This is a genomic window from Sporosarcina sp. HYO08, from assembly GCF_001563475.1.
In the GTDB taxonomy this organism is placed as follows: Bacteria; Bacillota; Bacilli; order Bacillales_A; family Planococcaceae; genus Sporosarcina.
Genome location: NZ_LPUT01000001.1, coordinates 377746 through 398287, shown reverse-complemented (window position 1 = coordinate 398287; position 20542 = coordinate 377746). Strand labels below are relative to the sequence as shown.

At 44.2% G+C, this 20542-nt stretch carries 15 protein-coding genes, 1 other RNA gene and 1 other annotated feature; of the genes, 3 read left to right on the top strand and 13 right to left on the bottom strand.

The annotated features are described in order from the left end of the window. Positions 1 to 15: 15 nt before the first annotated feature. Together AU377_RS01935 and AU377_RS01930 are read right to left on the bottom strand one after the other, a co-directional pair. Complete coding sequence (locus AU377_RS01935; protein ID WP_067403908.1) at positions 16 to 1161, bottom strand: cysteine desulfurase family protein; 1146 nt, start codon at positions 1159 to 1161, stop codon at positions 16 to 18. 19 nt (positions 1162 to 1180) lie between these two features. Next, the gene (locus AU377_RS01930) at positions 1181 to 1600 is read right to left on the bottom strand and encodes an Rrf2 family transcriptional regulator (RefSeq protein WP_067403906.1); all 420 of its coding nucleotides are present in this window, start codon (positions 1598 to 1600) and stop codon (positions 1181 to 1183) included. 128 nt (positions 1601 to 1728) lie between these two features. Between AU377_RS01930 and AU377_RS01925 the strand changes: the two genes are divergently transcribed. Continuing rightward, entirely contained in the window at positions 1729 to 3012 is a 1284-nt protein-coding gene (locus tag AU377_RS01925; RefSeq protein WP_067403295.1) for a replication-associated recombination protein A, read from the top strand. A 64-nt stretch (positions 3013 to 3076) separates the two neighbouring features. Here AU377_RS01925 and AU377_RS01920 read toward each other — a convergent pair whose 3' ends face one another. The 4 genes from AU377_RS01920 to hisS all read right to left on the bottom strand — a co-directional run bounded on the left by AU377_RS01920 (position 3077) and on the right by hisS (position 7478). Then, positions 3077 to 3844, bottom strand: a complete 768-nt coding sequence (locus tag AU377_RS01920; protein ID WP_067403292.1) for a ThiF family adenylyltransferase — start codon at positions 3842 to 3844, stop codon at positions 3077 to 3079. Positions 3845 to 4130: 286 nt separating this feature from the next. Further along, positions 4131 to 4315, bottom strand: a non-coding RNA gene (gene ssrS, locus AU377_RS01915) — 6S RNA. 115 nt (positions 4316 to 4430) lie between these two features. After that, positions 4431 to 6185 carry an aspartate--tRNA ligase gene (gene aspS / locus AU377_RS01910; RefSeq protein ID WP_067403289.1) on the bottom strand — a complete coding sequence of 585 codons (1755 nt, stop codon included), beginning with the start codon at positions 6183 to 6185 and terminating at the stop codon, positions 4431 to 4433. Positions 6186 to 6203: 18 nt separating this feature from the next. Then, positions 6204 to 7478, bottom strand: a complete 1275-nt coding sequence (gene hisS / locus AU377_RS01905; RefSeq protein WP_067403285.1) for a histidine--tRNA ligase — start codon at positions 7476 to 7478, stop codon at positions 6204 to 6206. Between the two features lie 51 nt (positions 7479 to 7529). Beyond that, positions 7530 to 7768: a binding site (T-box leader), on the bottom strand. 180 nt (positions 7769 to 7948) lie between these two features. Here hisS and AU377_RS01895 point away from each other — a divergent pair. Continuing rightward, complete coding sequence (locus AU377_RS01895; protein ID WP_253724352.1) at positions 7949 to 9472, top strand: N-acetylmuramoyl-L-alanine amidase; 1524 nt, start codon at positions 7949 to 7951, stop codon at positions 9470 to 9472. Between the two features lie 81 nt (positions 9473 to 9553). Here AU377_RS01895 and dtd read toward each other — a convergent pair whose 3' ends face one another. The 6 genes from dtd to AU377_RS01865 all read right to left on the bottom strand — a co-directional run bounded on the left by dtd (position 9554) and on the right by AU377_RS01865 (position 18285). Continuing rightward, positions 9554 to 9994 carry a D-aminoacyl-tRNA deacylase gene (gene dtd / locus AU377_RS01890; RefSeq protein ID WP_067403276.1) on the bottom strand — a complete coding sequence of 147 codons (441 nt, stop codon included), beginning with the start codon at positions 9992 to 9994 and terminating at the stop codon, positions 9554 to 9556. A 14-nt stretch (positions 9995 to 10008) separates the two neighbouring features. Next, positions 10009 to 12204, bottom strand: a complete 2196-nt coding sequence (locus tag AU377_RS01885) for a bifunctional (p)ppGpp synthetase/guanosine-3',5'-bis(diphosphate) 3'-pyrophosphohydrolase (protein ID WP_067403273.1) — start codon at positions 12202 to 12204, stop codon at positions 10009 to 10011. A gap of 231 nt (positions 12205 to 12435) precedes the next feature. Then, positions 12436 to 12948, bottom strand: coding sequence for an adenine phosphoribosyltransferase (locus AU377_RS01880; RefSeq protein WP_067403270.1), 513 nt, complete (start codon positions 12946 to 12948; stop codon positions 12436 to 12438). After that, positions 12939 to 15290: a single-stranded-DNA-specific exonuclease RecJ gene (gene recJ, locus AU377_RS01875; protein ID WP_067403903.1), complete on the bottom strand. Its 2352-nt coding sequence runs from the start codon at positions 15288 to 15290 to the stop codon at positions 12939 to 12941. The genes AU377_RS01880 and recJ overlap by 10 nt, the downstream gene beginning before the upstream one ends. Before the next feature lie 159 nt (positions 15291 to 15449). Next, positions 15450 to 17726 carry a protein translocase subunit SecDF gene (gene secDF, locus AU377_RS01870; protein ID WP_067403266.1) on the bottom strand — a complete coding sequence of 759 codons (2277 nt, stop codon included), beginning with the start codon at positions 17724 to 17726 and terminating at the stop codon, positions 15450 to 15452. 229 nt (positions 17727 to 17955) lie between these two features. Further along, positions 17956 to 18285: a post-transcriptional regulator gene (locus AU377_RS01865; protein WP_253724351.1), complete on the bottom strand. Its 330-nt coding sequence runs from the start codon at positions 18283 to 18285 to the stop codon at positions 17956 to 17958. Positions 18286 to 18373: 88 nt separating this feature from the next. On the opposite strand from AU377_RS01865, the gene AU377_RS01860 reads away from it, so the two are divergent. Continuing rightward, positions 18374 to 19894 (top strand): oligosaccharide flippase family protein, encoded by a 1521-nt coding sequence (locus AU377_RS01860; protein ID WP_067403258.1) that lies wholly within the window; start codon positions 18374 to 18376, stop codon positions 19892 to 19894. Here AU377_RS01860 and AU377_RS01855 read toward each other — a convergent pair. Further along, positions 19888 to 20529, bottom strand: coding sequence for a DUF421 domain-containing protein (locus AU377_RS01855; protein WP_067403255.1), 642 nt, complete (start codon positions 20527 to 20529; stop codon positions 19888 to 19890). The genes AU377_RS01860 and AU377_RS01855 overlap by 7 nt on opposite strands. Positions 20530 to 20542: the final 13 nt, after the last annotated feature.

Here is a 20542-nt window from a genome sequence, read left to right as displayed (position 1 = left end):
TCCTTTATCTATTCATTATTTCGTCATTCGCAGAATGATGTCTGCTGTTCTTTCTGCTGCCTGTTGAATCTTTGCCTCATCAAGTCCAAGACCGAAGCTAAAGCGTACGGAATTCCGCAATCTTTCGGAACCTTCTCCGAACAGGGCAGTTAATACGTGCGATGGATCCAATGAACCCGCTGTACAAGCCGATCCGCTGGAAACTGCCACTCCTGCAAGATCCAGATTCACAAGCAAAGATTCAATGTCCGTGCCTGGAAAACTAAAATTGACGATATGCGGCAGCCGTTCTATGGATGGTTCAACATTATGAATATATTGTACGCCCGCCTTTTCGAATGTCTCCGTGAATATTTCCCCATACCTTTTATAGGCAGCCGTATTCGCCTCCATATTTTTTAGGGCGATTTGGACGGCTTCCGAAAAGGCGATAATACCCGGAACATTCTCCGTACCAGCACGACGTTTCCGCTCTTGTTCACCGCCATAAATGACCGGCGTTGTTAAAATGCCTTTTCGCTGATAAAGAAAGCCGACACCTTTGGGGCCGTTTAATTTATGAGAAGAAACGGAAAGTAAATCGACACCGATTTTTTCTACATCGATCGGCACTAATCCATAAGCTTGCACCGCGTCTGTATGGAAGATTGATTGATGTTCCTTTAGCAGTTCCCCAATTTCACGAATCGGCTGGATCGTACCGACTTCGTTATTGCCAAACATGATCGACACAAGAATCGTTTGATCTGTTAAAGCTTGTTTCACTTGTTCTACATCTATTTGTCCGTTGTCATTGACTTCTAAATACGTCACGTTAAACCCTTGCGCTTCCAGCTGTTTACATGGATTTAAAACGGCATGATGCTCAATATTTGTTGTCAGTATATGATTGCCTTGACCTTTCATCGCAAGGGCTGAGCCGAAAATTGCAATATTATCCGCTTCCGTTCCGCCCGAAGTGAAAATAATTTCGCTTGGTTCCGCGTGGATCGAAGCAGCTAAACGTTTGCGCGCATGGTCCAGCACTTTTCGAGCTTCACGCCCGAAACTATGAATGCTCGATGGATTTCCCAAACAGTGTTCAAGCTGTTCCTTATATACTTCTATGACAGCCGGATGTACCGGCGTTGTCGCCGCATGATCAAGATAAACCCGTTTCATCATATGTGTGAAAACTCCTTTAAATATAAAACATGTAATTATCGGTGACGTTAGACTTGCCAGATTCAATTAAATCATCGATCGTCGTTGTATCTAACACGGCGCGCACCGCATCGCCCATTCTCTTCCAAAGTTCACGTTGCGGAACATCCGATTCCTCGAGTCCTTCTACCAATTGGATCGGTCCTTCTAGCACGCGAATAACATCCCCAGCAGTGATCTCCGCAGGTGTTTTCGTTAACATATAGCCGCCGTAAGCACCGCGGACACTTTTGACGATGCCGCTATTTCGAAGAGGCGGAATGAGCTGCTCCAAATAGGCTTCAGACAAGTCATGGTCTTCTGCGATTTTTCGAAGCGGGATTGGCCCCTCACCGAATTTACTTCCTAATGCGACGACGACCGTCAACCCATATCGTCCTTTTGTAGATATCTTCAACATTAACCCCGTCCTTTTCCTCAATTACCTCAAAATATTATAGCATAACTGACCCATTCACTTCCTTCAAATGACTTCATGCTTTTCGTACTGTATAATGAAGGAACAGATGTACGAGGGGTGATTTTTTGCACAATGAACCACTAGCTTTTCGAATGAGACCGAGAACAATTGATGAAATTGCCGGCCAACGAGACATTATTGGTCCGGATACAGCACTTTATCGCATGATTAAAAATGGGCATGTGCCATCGATGCTGTTGTACGGTGAACCAGGCATCGGCAAAACGTCGCTCGCCTATGCCATTGCCGGTACGAGCAGTTTGCCATTCATCGCTAAAAATGCAACCGTTTCAGGCAAAAAAGATATTGAAGAGGTCGTTGCAGAAGCAAGATTGACAGGAAAAGTTTTATTATTTCTCGATGAGATTCATCGTTTCAATAAATTACAACAAGATACACTGCTTCCCCACGTGGAAAGCGGTGCAATCGTATTAATTGGCGCTACAACGGAAAACCCATTTCACGATGTCAATCCCGCGATCCGCTCCAGGTGCGGCGAAATCCGGCAATTATCGCGTTTAGAAGCGGACGATTTAATGGGAGTACTACAAAGGGCTTTAACAGATGAAGAGCGTGGTCTCGGTAAACTTTCGATCTCCATCGCAGACGGACAGTTGCGAAAAATTGCGGAAGGGACGAACGGCGATGCAAGAAAAGCATTGACCTTATTAGAATCAGTCATTTCCGCAAGCGACGAACAAAACGGCGTTACGGTCGTTGAAGATTGGCTCGTCGAGAATTTAATCGGACGTATTGGCGTCTTTGGCGATAAAAAAGGTACGCACTTTTATAATTTACTATCGGCGCTACAAAAATCCGTACGCGGCAGCGACGTTAATGCGGCCGTCTATTATTTAGCCCATTTGCTTGAAGTCGGTGACCTTGTCGCAGTATCGCGCCGGCTTCTCGTTATGGCATACGAAGATATTGGCCTTGCCGCACCTGAAGTCGGTCCGCATGTATTAGCTGCAACTGATGCAGCCGTTCGACTTGGCATGCCGGAAGCGAGGATTCCGCTGGCCAACGCTGTCGTTGAAATGTGTCTTGCTTCTAAATCCAATTCAGCTTACAAGGCAGTAGATGCGGCCATTCGAGCAATTAACGAAGGTAAAACTGGCGACATCCCCCTTCATGTACGGGATGCCCATTATGCGGGCGCCGAGGCGCTCGGCCACGTCGGCTATGAATATCCGCACGACACACCCATCGGCTCATTCGGTGGCTGGGTCAATCAACAATATTTACCGGACAAACTGGAAGGAACGGAATTTTATCAACCCGTTCTTGCCGGCGAAGAGAAGAGGCTCGCCGCCATCTATGAGAGATTGAAAGAGTTTCGGAAGAAGTGATCCGTTTACATTTTTCAAGTCACTAAAAACGCCGCATGGATATACCCCCATGCGGCGTTTTTAGTTATACTTTATCTTTCACACGTTCCACTTTAATATCTTTTACGATATCATTAATGACCCAGCTTGCACAGACTAATCCAGCTACAGACGGAACGAAGGCGTTCGATGCGGGTGGCATCTTCGCTTTACGGATCACCGCATCTGGTTTTCCGACTGTGTCGACAACGTCTTCTCTGACAACGATCGGGCTCTCATCTGAAAACACGACGGGAACGCCTTTCTTAATGCCTGCTTTTCGCAACTGCAGGCGAATAACTTTTGCGATTGGATCTGTATGCGTTTTAGAGATATCTGCAATTTTGAATCGCGTTGGATCCATTTTATTTGCAGCACCCATAGACGATATCACTTTCACGCCGCGCGCGACACATTCTTTGATCAGGTGAATTTTATAACTAATCGTATCCGATGCGTCAATGACGTAATCCGGTTTGTAGCTAAAAAACTCTTCGTATGTCTCTTCCGTATAAAACATATGAAGTGAGATCACTTCACAATCTTTATTAATATCTTGGATGCGCTCTTTCATCACTTCTGTTTTCGAACGGCCAATTGTCGACAAATACGCAACGAGCTGACGATTAATATTTGTAATATCAACATCGTCTTTATCTATCAAAATAATGCGTCCGATTCCACTTCTTGCACACGCTTCGGCAGCAAAAGAGCCGACGCCCCCAACGCCAAGGATCGCTACCGTCATGTCCGCCATCCGTTTAACGCCAGCCTTACCGATGGCCAATTCATTTCTTGAAAATTGATGCAGCAAACTAATTCCGCCTTCCGTCAATGGCTAATAAGCCCAAAATAGTCCGTATAAATTACGCCTCGACGTAATTGCGTCCAGATTTTGAATCGAGCTTGAGGCCTACAGGAGGTAGGTCATGCAGGCGTCGCGACAGGATGTCGCGCACTTAGACTGCCTTCCACTTACTCCTTTCAAAATCTGTGACATCCGCCGGAGGCTTTATCTGCATTCAGCGGGCGGTTGGCCGACCGCTGAATGCAGATAAAAACCCCCTCAATGATTGAGGGGGTATGAAAGTCAAATAAGAACAAATCCCAAATGTGCCGTCCATGTCGATATCGTTTTGATCCTGCGGGTTTTCAGCAGGTGGGTGTCCTATCCGGCCGTTCTGGCGTCCCTAATAAGGGCATGTCATCCAAGCCAAAATCCAGACTCCCTACGATAGAATGTTCGGTCAAAACTGAATTGCACCGACGAACACTTCAGGATTCGTATTACCAGTATGGTAACACATTTTTTTTTCCAGTTCAAGAAATTTCACACCGGAATTTCAAGAATAGTTCGTATTATCTCATTTCACCAACTTATTAGCATTACACAACGAGACTTAAGACTTAATGCTTATGCCTAATTCTCTTAACTGCATTGGGTCAACATGATCAGGTGCAGCTGTCAGTAAATCGCTCGCACTTGCTGTTTTCGGGAACGCAATTGTATCACGCAAGTTTGTAGAGCCTGCCAGTAACATCACGATGCGGTCTAGGCCAAACGCGATTCCACCATGTGGAGGTGTTCCGTATTCAAATGCATCAAGTAAGAACCCGAACTGTTCTCTCGCCTGTTCTTCACTGAATCCAAGCGCTTTGAACATTTTTTCTTGTACTTCACGTTGATAAATACGCAAAGATCCTCCGCCAAGCTCATAACCATTTAACACAAGGTCATACGCCTGCGCCTTCACGTTTTCCGGCTCTGATTCTAATTGATCAACATCTGCCGGCATTGTGAATGGGTGGTGAGCAGCATAATAACGGCCGTCTTCTTCGTCATATTCAAATAATGGCCATTCTGTCACCCATAGGAAGTTGAATAGAGAATCATCAATTAATCCGTGCTCTTGACCTAATTTCAAACGAAGTGCGCCAAGTGCATCTGCCACAACGTTCTTCTGATCCGCAACGAAAAGAAGTAAATCCCCCGGTTCCGCACCCGCAACCATGCGGAGCGCCTCACCATCTTCGCCTTGGAAGAATTTCGCGATCGGTCCTTTTACGCCTTCCTCATCGACTTTTAGCCAAGCGAGTCCTTTTGCTCCGTATACCGCTGCAAATTCAGCTAGACCGTCAATTTCTTTTCGAGTATAACGATCTGCGGAGCCTTTTGCATTGATTAGTTTCACTTGACCGCCTGCTTCGATTGCACCTGTAAACACTTTAAGATCCGTCTTTCCCGCGACTTCTGACACGTCGATTAGTTCCATACCGAAACGTGTATCAGGTTTGTCAGAGCCGAAACGTTCCATCGCTTCCTTGTACGGCATGCGCTTAAATGGAACTTCGATGTCAATGCCTTTGACGTCCTTCATCACTTTTTGCATGAGGCGCTCGTTCAGCTCAATAATTTCTTCCATCGACATGAAACTCATTTCCATATCGATTTGTGTGAACTCTGGCTGGCGATCTGCACGTAAGTCCTCATCGCGGAAACAGCGTGCAATTTGGTAATAACGATCGAAACCAGATACCATAAGCATTTGTTTAAAGAGCTGTGGCGATTGCGGAAGTGCATAAAATGCCCCTTCATGTACACGGCTCGGTACAAGATAGTCGCGTGCGCCTTCCGGTGTCGATTTTGTTAAAATCGGTGTTTCAACTTCTAAGAAACCTTCATCGTCCAAGAAATTGCGAACTGTCTTTGTAATATCCGAACGCATTTTGAAGACATTCGCCAATTTCGAACGGCGCAAGTCCAAATAGCGGTATTTCAAACGAACTTCTTCCCCTACATCTGTTTCATCTTCAATCATGAATGGCGGTGTTTTCGATGCATTGATAATGTGAATCGTTTCTACTTGCACTTCAATAGCGCCTGTTTTGATATTTGGATTTTTCGTTTGTTCATCACGCTCAATGACTTTACCTGTCAATTCAACGACATATTCACTGCGAAGCTGATCCGCAATTTTAAGCGCTTCTTTTGAAAAGTCTTGGTTGAAAACGGTTTGCACGATACCTGTACGATCTCGAACATCGACAAAAATAATTTCGCCTAAGTCTCTTCTTTTTTGAACCCAGCCTTTTAACGTGACCGTTTCACCAATTACTTTCTCTGTTAACTCTCCACAATAATGCGTACGTTGCATGTTTAGTTCCGCCTTTCTTTATCCGATCAATGATTCTTGTAGTTTTTTTACGAGTTCTGCTGCCGATACTTTTTCTTGTGAACCTTCAGCCATATTTTTCAGCTGAACAACGCCCTCTGTGATTTCATCTTCACCGATTAATATAACATTTTGCGCTTTCAGCCGATCAGCTGACTTCATCTGTGCCTTCATTTTCCGGCCTGTGTAGTCCATATCGGCACGGATGCCGGCCACACGTAACTCCTGCAGCAATTTGAAGCCCGGTTTTCGTGCCTCGTCACCAAGTGTGACAATGTACACATCAAGCATGGATTCGTCCGAAAATGCTTTCCCTTCCGCTTCCATCGCAAGCAATAATCGTTCAATACTCATCGCGAAGCCGATGCCCGGCGCGGATGGGCCGCCGATTTCTTCCGCAAGTCCATTGTAACGTCCACCGCCGCATAAAGTCGTGATCGCTCCAAAACCATCCGACGTACTCATGATTTCGAATGCAGTATGGTTATAATAATCGAGCCCGCGCACTAAGTTCGCATCGACGACGTATGGAATACCTGCATCATCTAAATAGCTTTTCACTTCCGTGAAATAACTTGCTGATTCTTCATTTAAATAATCCGCAAGTGACGGAGCGGACGCGATCAATGGGTTGTCGCGATCTACTTTACAATCTAAAATGCGCAATGGATTTCGTTCTAGCCTTGACTTACAATCTGAACAAAAGCCTTCGATATGCGATTTAAAATGTGCAATCAACGCATCGCGATGCGCTTTTCTCGATTCATTGTCACCAAGCGAATTGAGGACAAGTTTCAAATCCGTTAAGCCAACACGTTTGTACACGTCCATCGCTAGCGCAATGACTTCCGCGTCAATCGCTGGATCCGCGCTGCCGATCGCCTCTACGCCAAATTGAACGAATTGACGATAGCGCCCAGCCTGCTGACGTTCGTAGCGGAACATTGGACCTGTGTAATAGAGCTTGATCGGCTGATCCGGATACCCAAACATTTTGTTTTCAACGAATGAACGAACGACAGATGCGGTTCCTTCAGGTCGTAACGTCATGGAACGATTACCGCGGTCAGTGAACGTATACATTTCCTTCTGTACAACGTCTGTTGTTTCCCCTACCGTCCGTTGAAATAATTCCGTTGCTTCAAACATCGGTGTGCGAATTTCTTTGTATCGATACAAGTCGCAAGTTTCATTAATGATTCGTTCAACTTTTTGCCATTTCCACGATTCAGAAGGTAAAATATCTTGTGTCCCTCTAGGCACCTTAAAATTCATATCCCAAATCCTCCTTTGTCCAAACAAAAAAGACTCCCCTCCCTTGCGACTGCAAGGGACGAGAGCCTTAATAGCTTCCGCGGTTCCACCCTGATTGGCGCCGACAAATCCTGCGCCCACTCAAATCCGGATAACGGCCGGTTCCGTCCATACCTACTGAAAAGTTCTTCGTTCGGCATGGAGCTTCGATGGTGTTTTTCATCATACCTGTCTGCAGGATGGATTTCAGCCATGTCCGTCCCTCTCTAATCAGCCATTTGTATAACTACTTTCCACGTCATTAGCACATTTTGTTGAATTAAACTTAATCATAAAGAGTCCCGCACAAAGTGTCAACCTTTTTAACTATTTCTGTTGAATGAATGCGTATAATGATTTTTTTGATTGGACTAATGAATCTTTTTTGCATTCCCATCTAGTTTTTACCATCAGGAACTTCTACAATAGAAAGAAAAGGAGGGGAATTTATATTGTTGAAGATTAGTAGAGTAGCCATCGCATTCCTTTTACTTGTGACACTTTTCCAAGACTTGCCCGTCACAAATGCTGCTTCTACAACAGTTGTGATCGACGCAGCGCCATTAAATGTTCGCTCGGGTCCTGGACTTACTTATCAAATAACAGGTTCCCTCAAAAAAGGTGAACGTGTAGAAGTCGTCAACACGTCAGGTGATTGGTATGAAATTCGTCTCGGAAATGGGACAGGATGGATCGCTTCATGGCTAACTTCATCCGATCAGGAAACCAAGCCCCAAAACATAAAAATCGTCTCACGCGTCGATGCATTGAATGTTCGCACGGAACCGTCCGTTAATGCGGCAGTTTTAACAAGGCTTCATGCGGGAGATGAGGCGCTGATGATCGGAAAAAGTGGTGTTTGGGCATCGATCGCAGTAAATGGGATCAATGGTTGGGTACATACAGACTACATAACAGAAGTGAAAAGTGCATCGCAAAAGGAACACGTCCAAGAAAAAACGTCCTTTGACCGTTTTACCGTTTCCGTCGATGCGTTAAATGTTCGAAAAAAAGCAGATTTATCCTCTCGGAAAGTTCGCGTAATCCACAAAGGTGAAACATATACAGTGAAAGAGATTAACGGCAATTGGGTACGCCTTTCGCTGCAAGATCAGGAAGAAGGATGGGTCTATGCATTTTACGGTACATTGTCTTCACAAAAGAAGAGTGTTTCCGCACAATCCGTTGCACCAACAATTGGAATTGTAACAATCCTTGAAAATGGGACAAACATTAGAATGCAAGCAACAACTGCTTCCGACGTCGTTGTACGTGCGAATGCCGGCGATCAATTCGCGATTCTAGAAGAAGTAGACAATTGGTTTAAAATCGCCCTGCCATCAGGTGAAACTGCACACGTTGCCAAATGGGTTGTTACGACTGACGTTGCCGCGCAATCGGCGCCTAAGAAAAAGAATAAAGAGAAGCGTGTCCCCGGCACTTTGCAAGGATTGACAATTGTTATTGACCCAGGGCACGGCGGCAATGATCGAGGGACAACTGGTACATTCGGTACAGATGAAAAAGAACTAACGCTGCTCACCTCTGAACTACTCGCTAACAAACTAACAGCTGCAGGCGCAAATGTCGTATTAACACGTGAATCGGATACATATGTGACACTTCGTAAACGTGTGACGATCAGTCACCAACACGAAGCAGATGCTTTTATTAGTATTCATTACGACGCCAGCCTTAATTCTTCCATTAATGGTTTCACGACGTATTACTTTGCGCAGAAAAAATTAGCTGAGGCAATTAATGACGGACTTGCTTCCTCCATTCACTTGCGTAATCGTGGCTCACAGCCTGCCGATTATCTTGTATTGCGGGAAAATCGCCAGAAATCTATTTTAATTGAACTCGGTTTCTTATCGAATCCAGCTGAAGAACGCGCGATGACGAATAACTTATTCCGTGAAAAAGCAGCCCAAGGGATTTATAAAGGACTTATTCATTATTTCGATGCGAATTAATGGCGTGATGCCGTAAAAAAAACAGGCGGAGGGAAAATCCCTCCGCCTGCTTCGCTTTCAAAGGCTGTCCTTTTTAGCAATTCACTTCGATTCTACGATGATCGTAACTGGTCCATCGTTCAACAGTTGGACATCCATCATCGCACCGAATACCCCTGTTTCAACTGTTAACCCTTCTGCCTTCAACTGGCAATTGAAATAATGCCAAAGCGGCTCGGCCTGCTCAGGTCTTGCAGCCTCGATAAAGCTCGGACGTCTTCCTTTTCTTGTATCCCCGTAAAGTGTAAATTGTGATATTGACAAAATATCCCCGCCCGCTTCAAAAATCGAACGGTTCATCTTTCCTTCTTCATCTTCCCATAACCGAAGTCCTGCGATTTTCTTCGCAATATAATCAGCATCCGCTTCTGTATCATCATGTGTGATCCCGACAAGTAACACATAGCCTTTTTCAATAGATCCAGTCACTTCCCCGTCCACTTTGACAGATGCAGCACCTGATCGTTGCAATACAACTTTCATGTTCCACCGTCCAATTAATTGATACCGCGCTGTACAGAATAAATATCCCCAACACGTTTAATCCGATCAACAATTCGATGCAGATGATCGACGTTTGTAATTTTCAGCGTCATATTAATATGCGCAATTTTGTCACGATCCATTTTTGCGCCAACAGCAATGATCGGCGTTTTGGATTCCGCGATGACCATCATCACTTCATTTAACAAACCTTGTCGATCAAATCCAGTAATTTCAAGGTCGACTTGGAATTCCTTTTTCAGCTCAACATTCCCTGGTGCCCATTCAACTTCAATAATACGATCGGTTTCCTGATCGCTAGGTTGAATATTTGGACAGTCCGTGCGGTGAACCGAAACCCCGCGCCCTTTTGTGATAAATCCGACAATTTCATCACCCGGAATGGGATTACAACATTTTGACAACCGAATGAGCAAATTATCGATTCCTTTAACGATAACGCCTGATTCCGTTGTTTGTTCTTGCTGAATCGTCTTCATATCAGAAACAATTTTATCGATGGTTTCTTGCTGTTCACGCTCTTTGCGCATTCGTTCCGCTAGGCGATTGACAACTTGTTGTGCGGAAATGCCGCCCGAACCAATGGCTGCATACATATCTTCTTCTGAAGTGAAGCTAAACTTTTCAATTGCCCGTTTAATATTGTCAGGCGTAAGAACGTCCTTCGCGTCATATTCCTGCGTGCGAATCTCTCTTTCGACAATTTCACGGCCTTTGTCAATATTCTCTTCCCGCAATTGCTTTTTGAAGAATTGCCGGATTTTATTTCTCGCTTGTGAAGTAATGGCAATTTTTAGCCAATCGCGGCTTGGCCCGAATGATTGCTTAGACGTTAACACTTCGATAATATTTCCCGTGAATAGTTCCGTATCGAGCGGCACGATTTTGCCGTTGACTTTTGCACCGATTGTTCGGTTACCTACTTCAGAGTGTACCCGATATGCGAAATCGATCGGCACTGACCCTTTCGGCAATTCGATGACGTCCCCATCCGGTGTAAACACATAAACCATGTCGGAAAACAAGTCGAACTTCAACGACTCCATAAATTCTTCCGCGTTTGAAGATTCATTTTGAATTTCTAAAATCTCTCTAAACCACGTAAGTTTTGAATCAATATCGCTTGGGTTTGAAATTGATTTCCCCTCTTTGTAAGCCCAATGCGCAGCCACCCCGAATTCGGAAATTTTATGCATTTCTTCCGTTCGAATTTGCACCTCGAGCGGATCTCCTGCGGGACCAACAACTGTTGTATGAATCGACTGGTATAAATTTTGCTTCGGCATCGCAATATAGTCTTTAAATCGACCGGGCATCGGCTTCCACAATGTATGAATGATCCCTAATACTGCATAGCAGTCTTTAATACTTTTAACAATGATTCGGACGGCAAGCAAATCATAAATTTCGTTAAACTCTTTCTTCTGAACGATCATTTTACGATAGATGGAATACAAATGTTTTGGACGGCCCGAAAGATCTGCCTCAATATCCATTGCCTTAATTTCGGAACGGATTTGATCCATCACATCGTCTAAATAGTCTTCACGTTCGACACGTTTACGCTTCATCATATTAACGATTCGATAATATTGCTGCGGATTTAAGTAGCGAAGCGCTATGTCTTCTAACTCCCACTTGATCGCAGAAATTCCTAGACGGTGCGCAAGCGGTGCGAAAATTTCTAACGTTTCCGCTGCCACACGGCGCTGTTTCTCCTCCCTAACATGTTTGAGCGTGCGCATATTGTGCAAGCGGTCCGCTAATTTTATGAGAATGACACGAATATCTTGTGCCATTGCGATAAACATCTTCCGATGGTTTTCTGCTTGTTTTTCTTCTTTCGAACGAAATTTTAATTTTTCCAACTTCGTCACGCCATCCACCAGCATGGCCACTTCCTCGCCAAACTCACGGACAACGTCTTCTCTAGAGACGTGCGTATCTTCAACGACATCATGAAGAAATCCTGCGGCGACTGTCGAAGGGTCCATCTGTAAATTAGCTAGAATACCCGCAACTTGCACCGGGTGCAGAATATACGCCTCTCCGGAGCTTCTAAACTGCCCTTCGTGTGCGGACTTCGCGGCCTCATAGGCCTTTCTGACGAATGCTACGTGTTGATCATTCATATAGGTGGCAACAATTTTGAAAATGTCTTCCGCCATCATGTCACGATTCTTCGCCATGTTTCTTCCCCTTTTCGACATATTTCCAAAAAAATGATAATAATTCTATTGTATGTAAAAATGCGTTCGAATGTAAAGCGAATATTACTACTTTTAACAACACCTCATGATTTTTTGACAAAATTCGACATCGTAGACAAAGAATTGTCACAATTCCTATTAAAAAACCGTATAGAAAAGAAGCTATCCTAAAAGTGCCTGGCACTTTTAGGATAGCCTCATCATTTTCTCTTAATAAGTAATTAACGAGCGCATTTCATAGCCTTTAATTTTTTCGCGGCCATTTAAATACGACAATTCAATAATAAACGCACAGCCAGCCACAACACCGCCAAGCTGCTCAACGAGTTCAATTGTTGCGCCGATTGTTCCGCCTGTCGCAAGTAAATCATCAATGATTAGGATGCGTTGTCCCGGTTTAATCGCATCTTTATGAATTGTTAATGTATCGGTGCCATATTCAAGATCATATTCCACCTGTACCGTTTCCCTCGGCAACTTTCCGGGTTTACGAACAGGTGCAAAACCAATTTCAAGTGCATAAGCGACGGGACAACCGATGATAAAGCCGCGTGCTTCCGGACCAACGATCATATCTACCTCCAGCTCCTTGGCATATTTTACGATTTCATCAGTTGCATACTTATACGCTTCACCGTTGTCCATAATAGTCGTAATATCCTTAAAGGTAATGCCTTTTTTCGGATAGTCTGGAACGATGGTGACAAATTGTTTTAAATCCATACTCCGGTTTCCTCCCTGTCGACAGCTTCGCTTCTTGCAGACGAAAGCAATCGTTTCAATTCAATATAAGGTGCATATAATAGTTGTTGCTCAAGCTCCATCTGTTGAACGCGGCGTTGATACGTCGGCGCTTCAGACAGATCTCTTTTTGCAGCAGTCTCAATCATAGAAACAAGGCCATTTTCCATCTTAACAAATCCAAGCTCAGAAAACACCTGTGACATGAACTGAACGGTTTCAACTTTCCAACCTTTATGCTTTGCAAGTTGCGCAGAGTGCGTACCCGCATCAAAAGAACCGCGGTTTTTCAAGAAACTGTAAAACCATCCAAACTGTGACCGATCAGGCAGTCCGTCAAAATACATGGAATCCGGAACATAAAAATGGGCATACACCCGTTTCGGATTCATTTGACCGACAAGCTGCTCCAATTGCCCTTTCGAATGCGGCATATCTAATAAAACAATATGATCTGCATTTGGTATTAATCCCGGTTCAGCCAAATGTATGGCAATCCCTTTTAGCATTGTTTGGAAGTGATGAACCGACGCTTCTCGAAAGGCGATAAACGCTGTCTTTTTCTCTGGTATAATTGGCAGCCACCTCATCGGCTCCCGCATACCGCGCAAATCGAAGAGCTGCCATTCGTCCGTCCGAATATCTTTCAGCAGCAGTTGCGGTTTTTTATGACCATTCCACTCATTCACTTGTAAATCTCCAATAACAGAAAACTTCACATCCGGCGTTAGTTGGTCTGCCAAATGTCCGATGCCAAACCCAATCGTATCAAGCGAATTCGACAAGTCTGCTAACGTTAGTTTTAAATGATTTTTCGATGCGCCAATTTTTCGGATAGACTCAGCCTTCACCTCTTCGATCATGAAAGTCGGCTTATCAAACGCCATTCCAAAAGGCCGCAATAGCTCTAATGATTCCAAAACCGATACATCGATTTCATCGATTGCAAGCGGCACATCGATGAGCAATTCAGGTATGAGCATGTCATCCGTCAATACTTCCTCCGCTTGTCGGATTAAATTGTCCCGCAACTGATCGATGTCATTGATCGCAAGCGACAGACCTGCCGCCATTTGATGTCCGCCAAAATGAGGCAGCAACTGTGCATTTTTGGACAGTTCACCAAATAAGTCAAAGCCTGCAATACTTCGTGCAGACCCTTTCGCCATCCCCGTTTCCGGATCAATCGATAAAACAATGGAAGGGCGATAGTATTTATCGGTGAGGCGAGAAGCAACAATGCCGACCACACCGGCATTCCACCCCTCCCCCGCTATGACAAGCACATGCGGAATATTTTCACCGTATAATGTTGTAATCATTTGATCCGCTTCTTCAGTAATCATCTTTACAATCGCTTGACGTTCTTTATTCAGCCCGTCAAGCTCTTCTGCAAGCATGGAAGCAGTTGCTGCGTCATCTGTCGTTAATAAATCAACAGCAGGTGATGCATCCCCAAGCCGCCCCGCAGCATTCAGCCTTGGTCCCATCGTAAACCCAATTGTGTCTTCAGTCAGTTCGGACTGTACAGTGCTGCTCACTCCAATGAGTGCTCGAATGCCAGGTCGATGTGACAACCGTAAACGCCGTAAACCTTCTTTAACAAAATAACGATTTTCATCCCGTAATGGAACCAAATCGGCGACCGTTCCAATGGCAACAAACTCCAGCAAGTCCAGCGGAACATCTTCCAGCAGTGCACATGCAAGTTTAAATGCGACCCCCACACCAGCCAGCTCCTCGAATGGGTAAGAACCTTCCGGGTGTCTCGGGTGAATAATTGCATCGGCAGCTGGCAGCACTTCACCCATTTCATGGTGATCCGTAACAATAACGTCCATGCCAAGCGATTTTGCGTAAGCGACTTCATCAATGCCCGAAATCCCATTATCCACCGTAATGATGAGGGATGCTCCTTGTTCATATAGTTCTAAAAACAACTCTTTATTCGGTCCATAGCCATGTAAAAAACGATCTGGAATCGCAAAAAACACATCGGCTCCCAAACGCTCAAGCGCCGTCTTTAAAACCGAAATACTCGTTACACCATCGGCATCATAATCCCCAAAAATAGCAATTTTTTCATTCGTTTCAATTTTTTTCTGAATCATCGATACGGCGATATCCATGTCATGCAGTAAATAAGGATCATGCATGCTCGTTTCGTCCATATATAGAAAAGCTTTTGCCGCTACTGGGTCCGTTATTCCTCTCGACGCAAGTATTTTCGCGTGCATGGACGGTATATTCAATTCTTTCATTAACTGTTGGACGCTGTTTTCATCAGGTCGATCAATTGTCCATCTTTTCATTGATTCTATCAACATCTTTCACATCCTTACGTTCCATTATAACGGATGGCACACACGATCGAAAGAAAAGTATGGTCAAAGCACACGATGAAAAAGCACTGTCTTTTCATGAGAGAGATCAGACAGTGCTTTCATCGATTTGCTTTTCAATTTTCAAAGTAAAACTCTACATTAGACAACGGGTTCGTCTGATCCCCATTGCTTTTTCTCTTTCTCGACTTTAATCGACCCTTTATTTTTCATTTCTCGTTTTTTCAAGTCATACCAAATTTGGGCGGAAATGAAAATCGAAGAATAGGTTCCTGCGATTAGTCCGATCAGAAGTGCAATCGAGAAAGGTCGAATGGATTCAGCACCCATTAGCATAAGTGCCACTACGACAAAGACCACAGTCAGAACTGTATTGACAGAGCGTCCCAATGTCTGACGCAGGGATTTATTGACAATATCCGCAAGTTCCGCTGCATCCTTAATGGTGCCGCGGCGATTAAGGTTTTCCCTAATTCGGTCGAACGTAACAATCGTATCGTTGATGGAATACCCAACAATCGTCAAGACGGCCGCGATGAATGTAATGTCTACTTCAAGACGCGAGATGCTGAATATAGCCAACATAAAGAATGCGTCATGGATAAGCCCAATAATTGTCGCCGCCCCCATGCGCCATTCAAAACGGAAAGCCACGTAGACTAGAATGCCAAGGGCTGCATAGAGCAGTGCATAAAATGCGTTTTTCGCAAGCTCTTTACCGACCGTAGGTGAAACGGTTGATACATTCGGATCGGCACCATAAACCGCAGCAAGATCCGCTTTAAATTTGTTGACTTCTTCCTGATTGAAATCTTCTTTGTACCGGACAACACCAATATTTTTAGTCTCGCCAGAAATAACGATATCACTGGATGGATGGCCAATTTTTTCTAGTTGTTGTTGAAGATCAGCTTCCACCAATGGTTCGTTCGACAGAACTTCAACACGTGTACCACTCGAGAAATCGATACCAAGATTCAGTTTGAATACACCGAGCATAATCGCACCTGCAAGAAGAAGAATCATCGACAGCACATAAAATCTCTTCCGCGTACCGACAAAATCGAAGCGATCGAATTTCGTTGTAAGATCAAGTGTTTCTAATCCTTCTTCAGGAGCATGAACTTTCTTTTTCGAAATACCAAAAAGTTCTGTTTTTCCGTCAAGGCTGCCGCTATTTACCAAGAGGCCAAGCAACAGTCGGGATCCCCATACAGCTGTCACAAAGCTGACAAGAATACTAATAATCAAGATCAATGCAAACCCTTTAACAGAGCTTGTCCCGAAGATGAAGAGAACGACCGCTGCTAGAATCGTTGTAATATTCGCATCCAAGATAGCCGTGAATGCTTGTTTCGCCCCTGCTTGGAATGATGTCTTCACCGATTTCCCAACGCGAAGTTCTTCTCGAATTCGCTCATAGGTTAGGATATTCGCATCGACTGCCATACCGACTCCGAGCATAAGCGCCGCGATCCCCGGCAATGTCAGTACGCCATTAATCAGCGTAAAGACAAGCAAGATTAAATAAATATAGATCGATAGTGTAACAACGGCAACAAATCCAGGTAAGCGGTAATACACAAGCATGAAGAGGAAAATCAATGCAATACCGATAGTCCCAGCAAATACTGTTTTATTTAACGCTTGTTCACCGAACTGAGCACCGATGGATGTTGAATAAATTTCTTCTAAGTGAACAGGTAATGCCCCAGCATTTAAAATACCCGCGAGATTTTTCGTTTCTTCAACGGAAAAAGAACCTGAGATCTCAACATTTGAAGAGTTGATCGGATATTGTACGCGCGGATCCGATACAAATGCTGGATTCGGCTTCATCATCTCTTCTTTATAAGAATCGACGCCTTCTTCAAAGTCGAGCCAAATGACAAGTACATTATCCGGTGCCGGCATGCTTGAAACTTTAGTTGTCACTTCGCCAAACTTATTAGGATCTTTCATTTCCAGCGTAACGACTGGATTCCCATTTTCGCCAAAATTGGCTTTGGCTTTTCCTTCTTTCAAATCCGTGCCATCGAGAAGCAAATTGTCATTGGCATCCCTAAACGTTAAGTTCGCTTGCGTGGAAAGCAATTCACGTGCGGATTCCTGATCTTCTACACCGGCAAGCTGTACACGAATACGATTCCCTGACTCGACTGAAATGATCGGTTCACTTACACCGAGCACATCGACCCGTCGTCCGAGAGCACTGGCCGTATCCGTCACCATACTCTCTGTTACTTTCGATTCTCCGTCTTTCTTCAACGGCTCAACTTGATATAAAACTTCAAAACCGCCTTGTAAATCAAGTCCAAGCTTTACATCTTTCACAATCGGATTGGATGTCGTTCCAATCGTCGTTGCAAAAACGACGAGCAATAATAGGAACGCTATAATCCGTCCTCTACTTTTCATAATCCCTTTTTCCCCCTCTAATTTGAATGCAAGGTACCGCAAACGAATATGTAACTAAATGCATTCTCGCATTCATCCCGCTACTTCTAGAAAGGGACTTCTGTAGCTGACGCTTCGCTTTCAGTACAAAAACATTTGCTAAATCTAGTGGTCGTTATTCATTTAAAAATACACTACTCATTATGAAACACGGATTCCTATGTGTCAAACAGTTGCGTATAGGAGTCTATTAATTTTTCTTTTCCGATTTTGGCGGAGCAAGCAGTGTTTCCAATTCTGCGCGATTCAGATCCGAAAACCAATCGGACTCCCGCTGTTCTTCAATCTGCTTGAATGTCATATATTCAGCAGGTGAAATGCTAAGAATACCATTCACGATTTCATGCATCCGCATCGATTCAACATTTTTATTCCGCCATTTTTTACGAATACAGTACGTCCAAATGTCCTCTTCCGTGACCGCTTCATAACCGTAAAGATGGAATTCCTTCATTTTACTTTCAATTGCCGGCAGTGTATGGGTAAAGATTTTTTCAGATTCAATGGCCATCTTCTCCATTCCTTTCCTACTTGAGTCGTAAGTCCGCGCCCATATGCATAGGTTTAGTGTATACGAAATGTCCGGAATTGAGAAGGAGTTGTTTGATTTGTCGTCATTTGTGCGAGGTACAGTTGTCTTAATGGCTGCTGTCTTTCTTTCAAAGCTGCTCGGTTTTGTTTATCGGATTCAATTTATGCGAATTGCGGGTGAAGAAGCAGTCGGTATTTACATGACGGCTTATCCAGCGTTCATCTTTTTTCTATCGCTCGTCCAGCTCGGGGTTCCAATTGCACTTGCGAAAGTGATCGCCGAACTCGATGCAAAAGGGCAATCCGCAAAGCTTGGTGCAGTGATGAAAACAGCGACATTTATCACGCTTTTAACTTCCCTTGTTTTCATTCCCGCATCTATTCTTTTTGTTCCTTATCTAGCGGAAACGCTGCTTGGCAATGCCGCCTCTTCCACCACTTTGTATGTCGGAATTGCCATTGTTCCAATTGCAGCCATCGGCGGGTTAATCCGCGGGTATTTCCAAGGAATTGCTCGTATTGAGGAAACGGCATGGTCACAAATTATCGAACAAGCTTGCCGCATCGCACTCATCACTTGGATGCTGCCCTATTTACTTCAGTCCGACCAAACTGCAATAAACGCCGCCTATGCAATGGGCATTACACTTATTGCTGAAGGTTTGTCTGTATTGTATTTACTTTTCAAGTATCGTCAGCGTAAAAAGCAAGTCGCACAAAAAAAAGAAAAACAACAACGATATCCAATGGAACCGCTGCTCGAAATTGCCCTTCCTTCATCCGGAAGCCGGTTATTCGGAACTTTCACATGGTTTTTAGAGCCTATCATCTTTATCCGGGCACTGGGCATGTCGGGTATTGCGGCAGTCGCGGCTACTTCCCTATACGGGGTCATTTCTGGCGTTCTCATTCCACTCTTGCTATTCCCGTCGTTCATCCCATACGCATTGTCTGTTGTACTCGTTCCGGCCGTCAGTGCTGCAGCTGCTTCGAAAAATGTCCGCAAGCTTCAAGAAAGAATTCATTTGTCGCTTCGGTTATCCGCCATTACAGGAACTTTTGCGGCGGCAGTTTTCTACATACACGGACAGGCGCTTGCTGAAAAACTGTTCCATGTGACAGATGGTGCCTCTTATATGTCAATTCTTGCGCCTGTCTTTTTCTTTTACTATATTCAAAGCCCGCTCTATTCGATTTTACAAGCAACTGGAGATGCAAAAGCCGGCATGATGAACTCCGTTTACGGCGGTGTTGCGAAGCTGGGCGTCATGTTTATCCTTGCATCACAGCCCGGCTTGCAAGAAGCGGGGGCTGTTTTGGCCATTGGCTTCGGCGTACTGGTCACATCATTTCTTCATATTGCAACGCTCCGAAAAAACAAAGAAACTGCTACAGGATTTCGGATGTTTGCACTGCCTTATTTATCATTTATCTTAGTTTGCATTATGCGCCCGATTTTTCTGCCAGTCGGAGATGAAGGATTATTCATGGAATGTTCGATCACCGTATTGTTTCTTTTAATTCTTATGATGCTAACAGGCCAAGTAAAGAAAAGCGATTTTTTCCTATTCAAAAAACTGTCGAAAAGTCGTCATTGAAACTTCTCTTTTAGTTGGAATTTCAACTCCCCATTTTCAATTGAACAGTAAAAAACATGCCGCACATCATAGATGCCATGGCTTGACAACTCTTTGTCAAGCCAGTCTTTTGTTTTCCCGACAAGTTTTAAATGTCTCTCTTGAACGACACCATCGGAAATGAGAGCAAGAACAGGTTGTACATTTTCATACTTAAAGACCGACAAATTGCCGGAAGGCTCCAAAAAGGCATATGAAACTTCGTATACGGAACCAATTTGCTGTTCGCGAAGCTGTTGAAATAAGTCATCTAAATTATAGCGCTGCTTCCGCATTTCAGACTCCAAAATGACACCGTCTCTAATAATGAGTGTTGGATCACCATCCACAATATCCCTAAACTTCTTACTTTTTAATGATATGAACGACGTTAATATTTGGATAAACAATAAAATAATCATCGGTACAATCGCATGCGATAGCTTTTTATCCGGTGAATCAAGTGAAATGGCAGCAACTTCTGCCATAATAACAAAAATAACAACGTCAATAATGCTAAGTTCACCGACTTCTCGCTTCCCCATGATCCGTAAAATGACCAAAATGACCACATAGAGGAGCACGGTCCGAAAACCGATGATGACTAAATCTGGCATAGACACCCCCCTT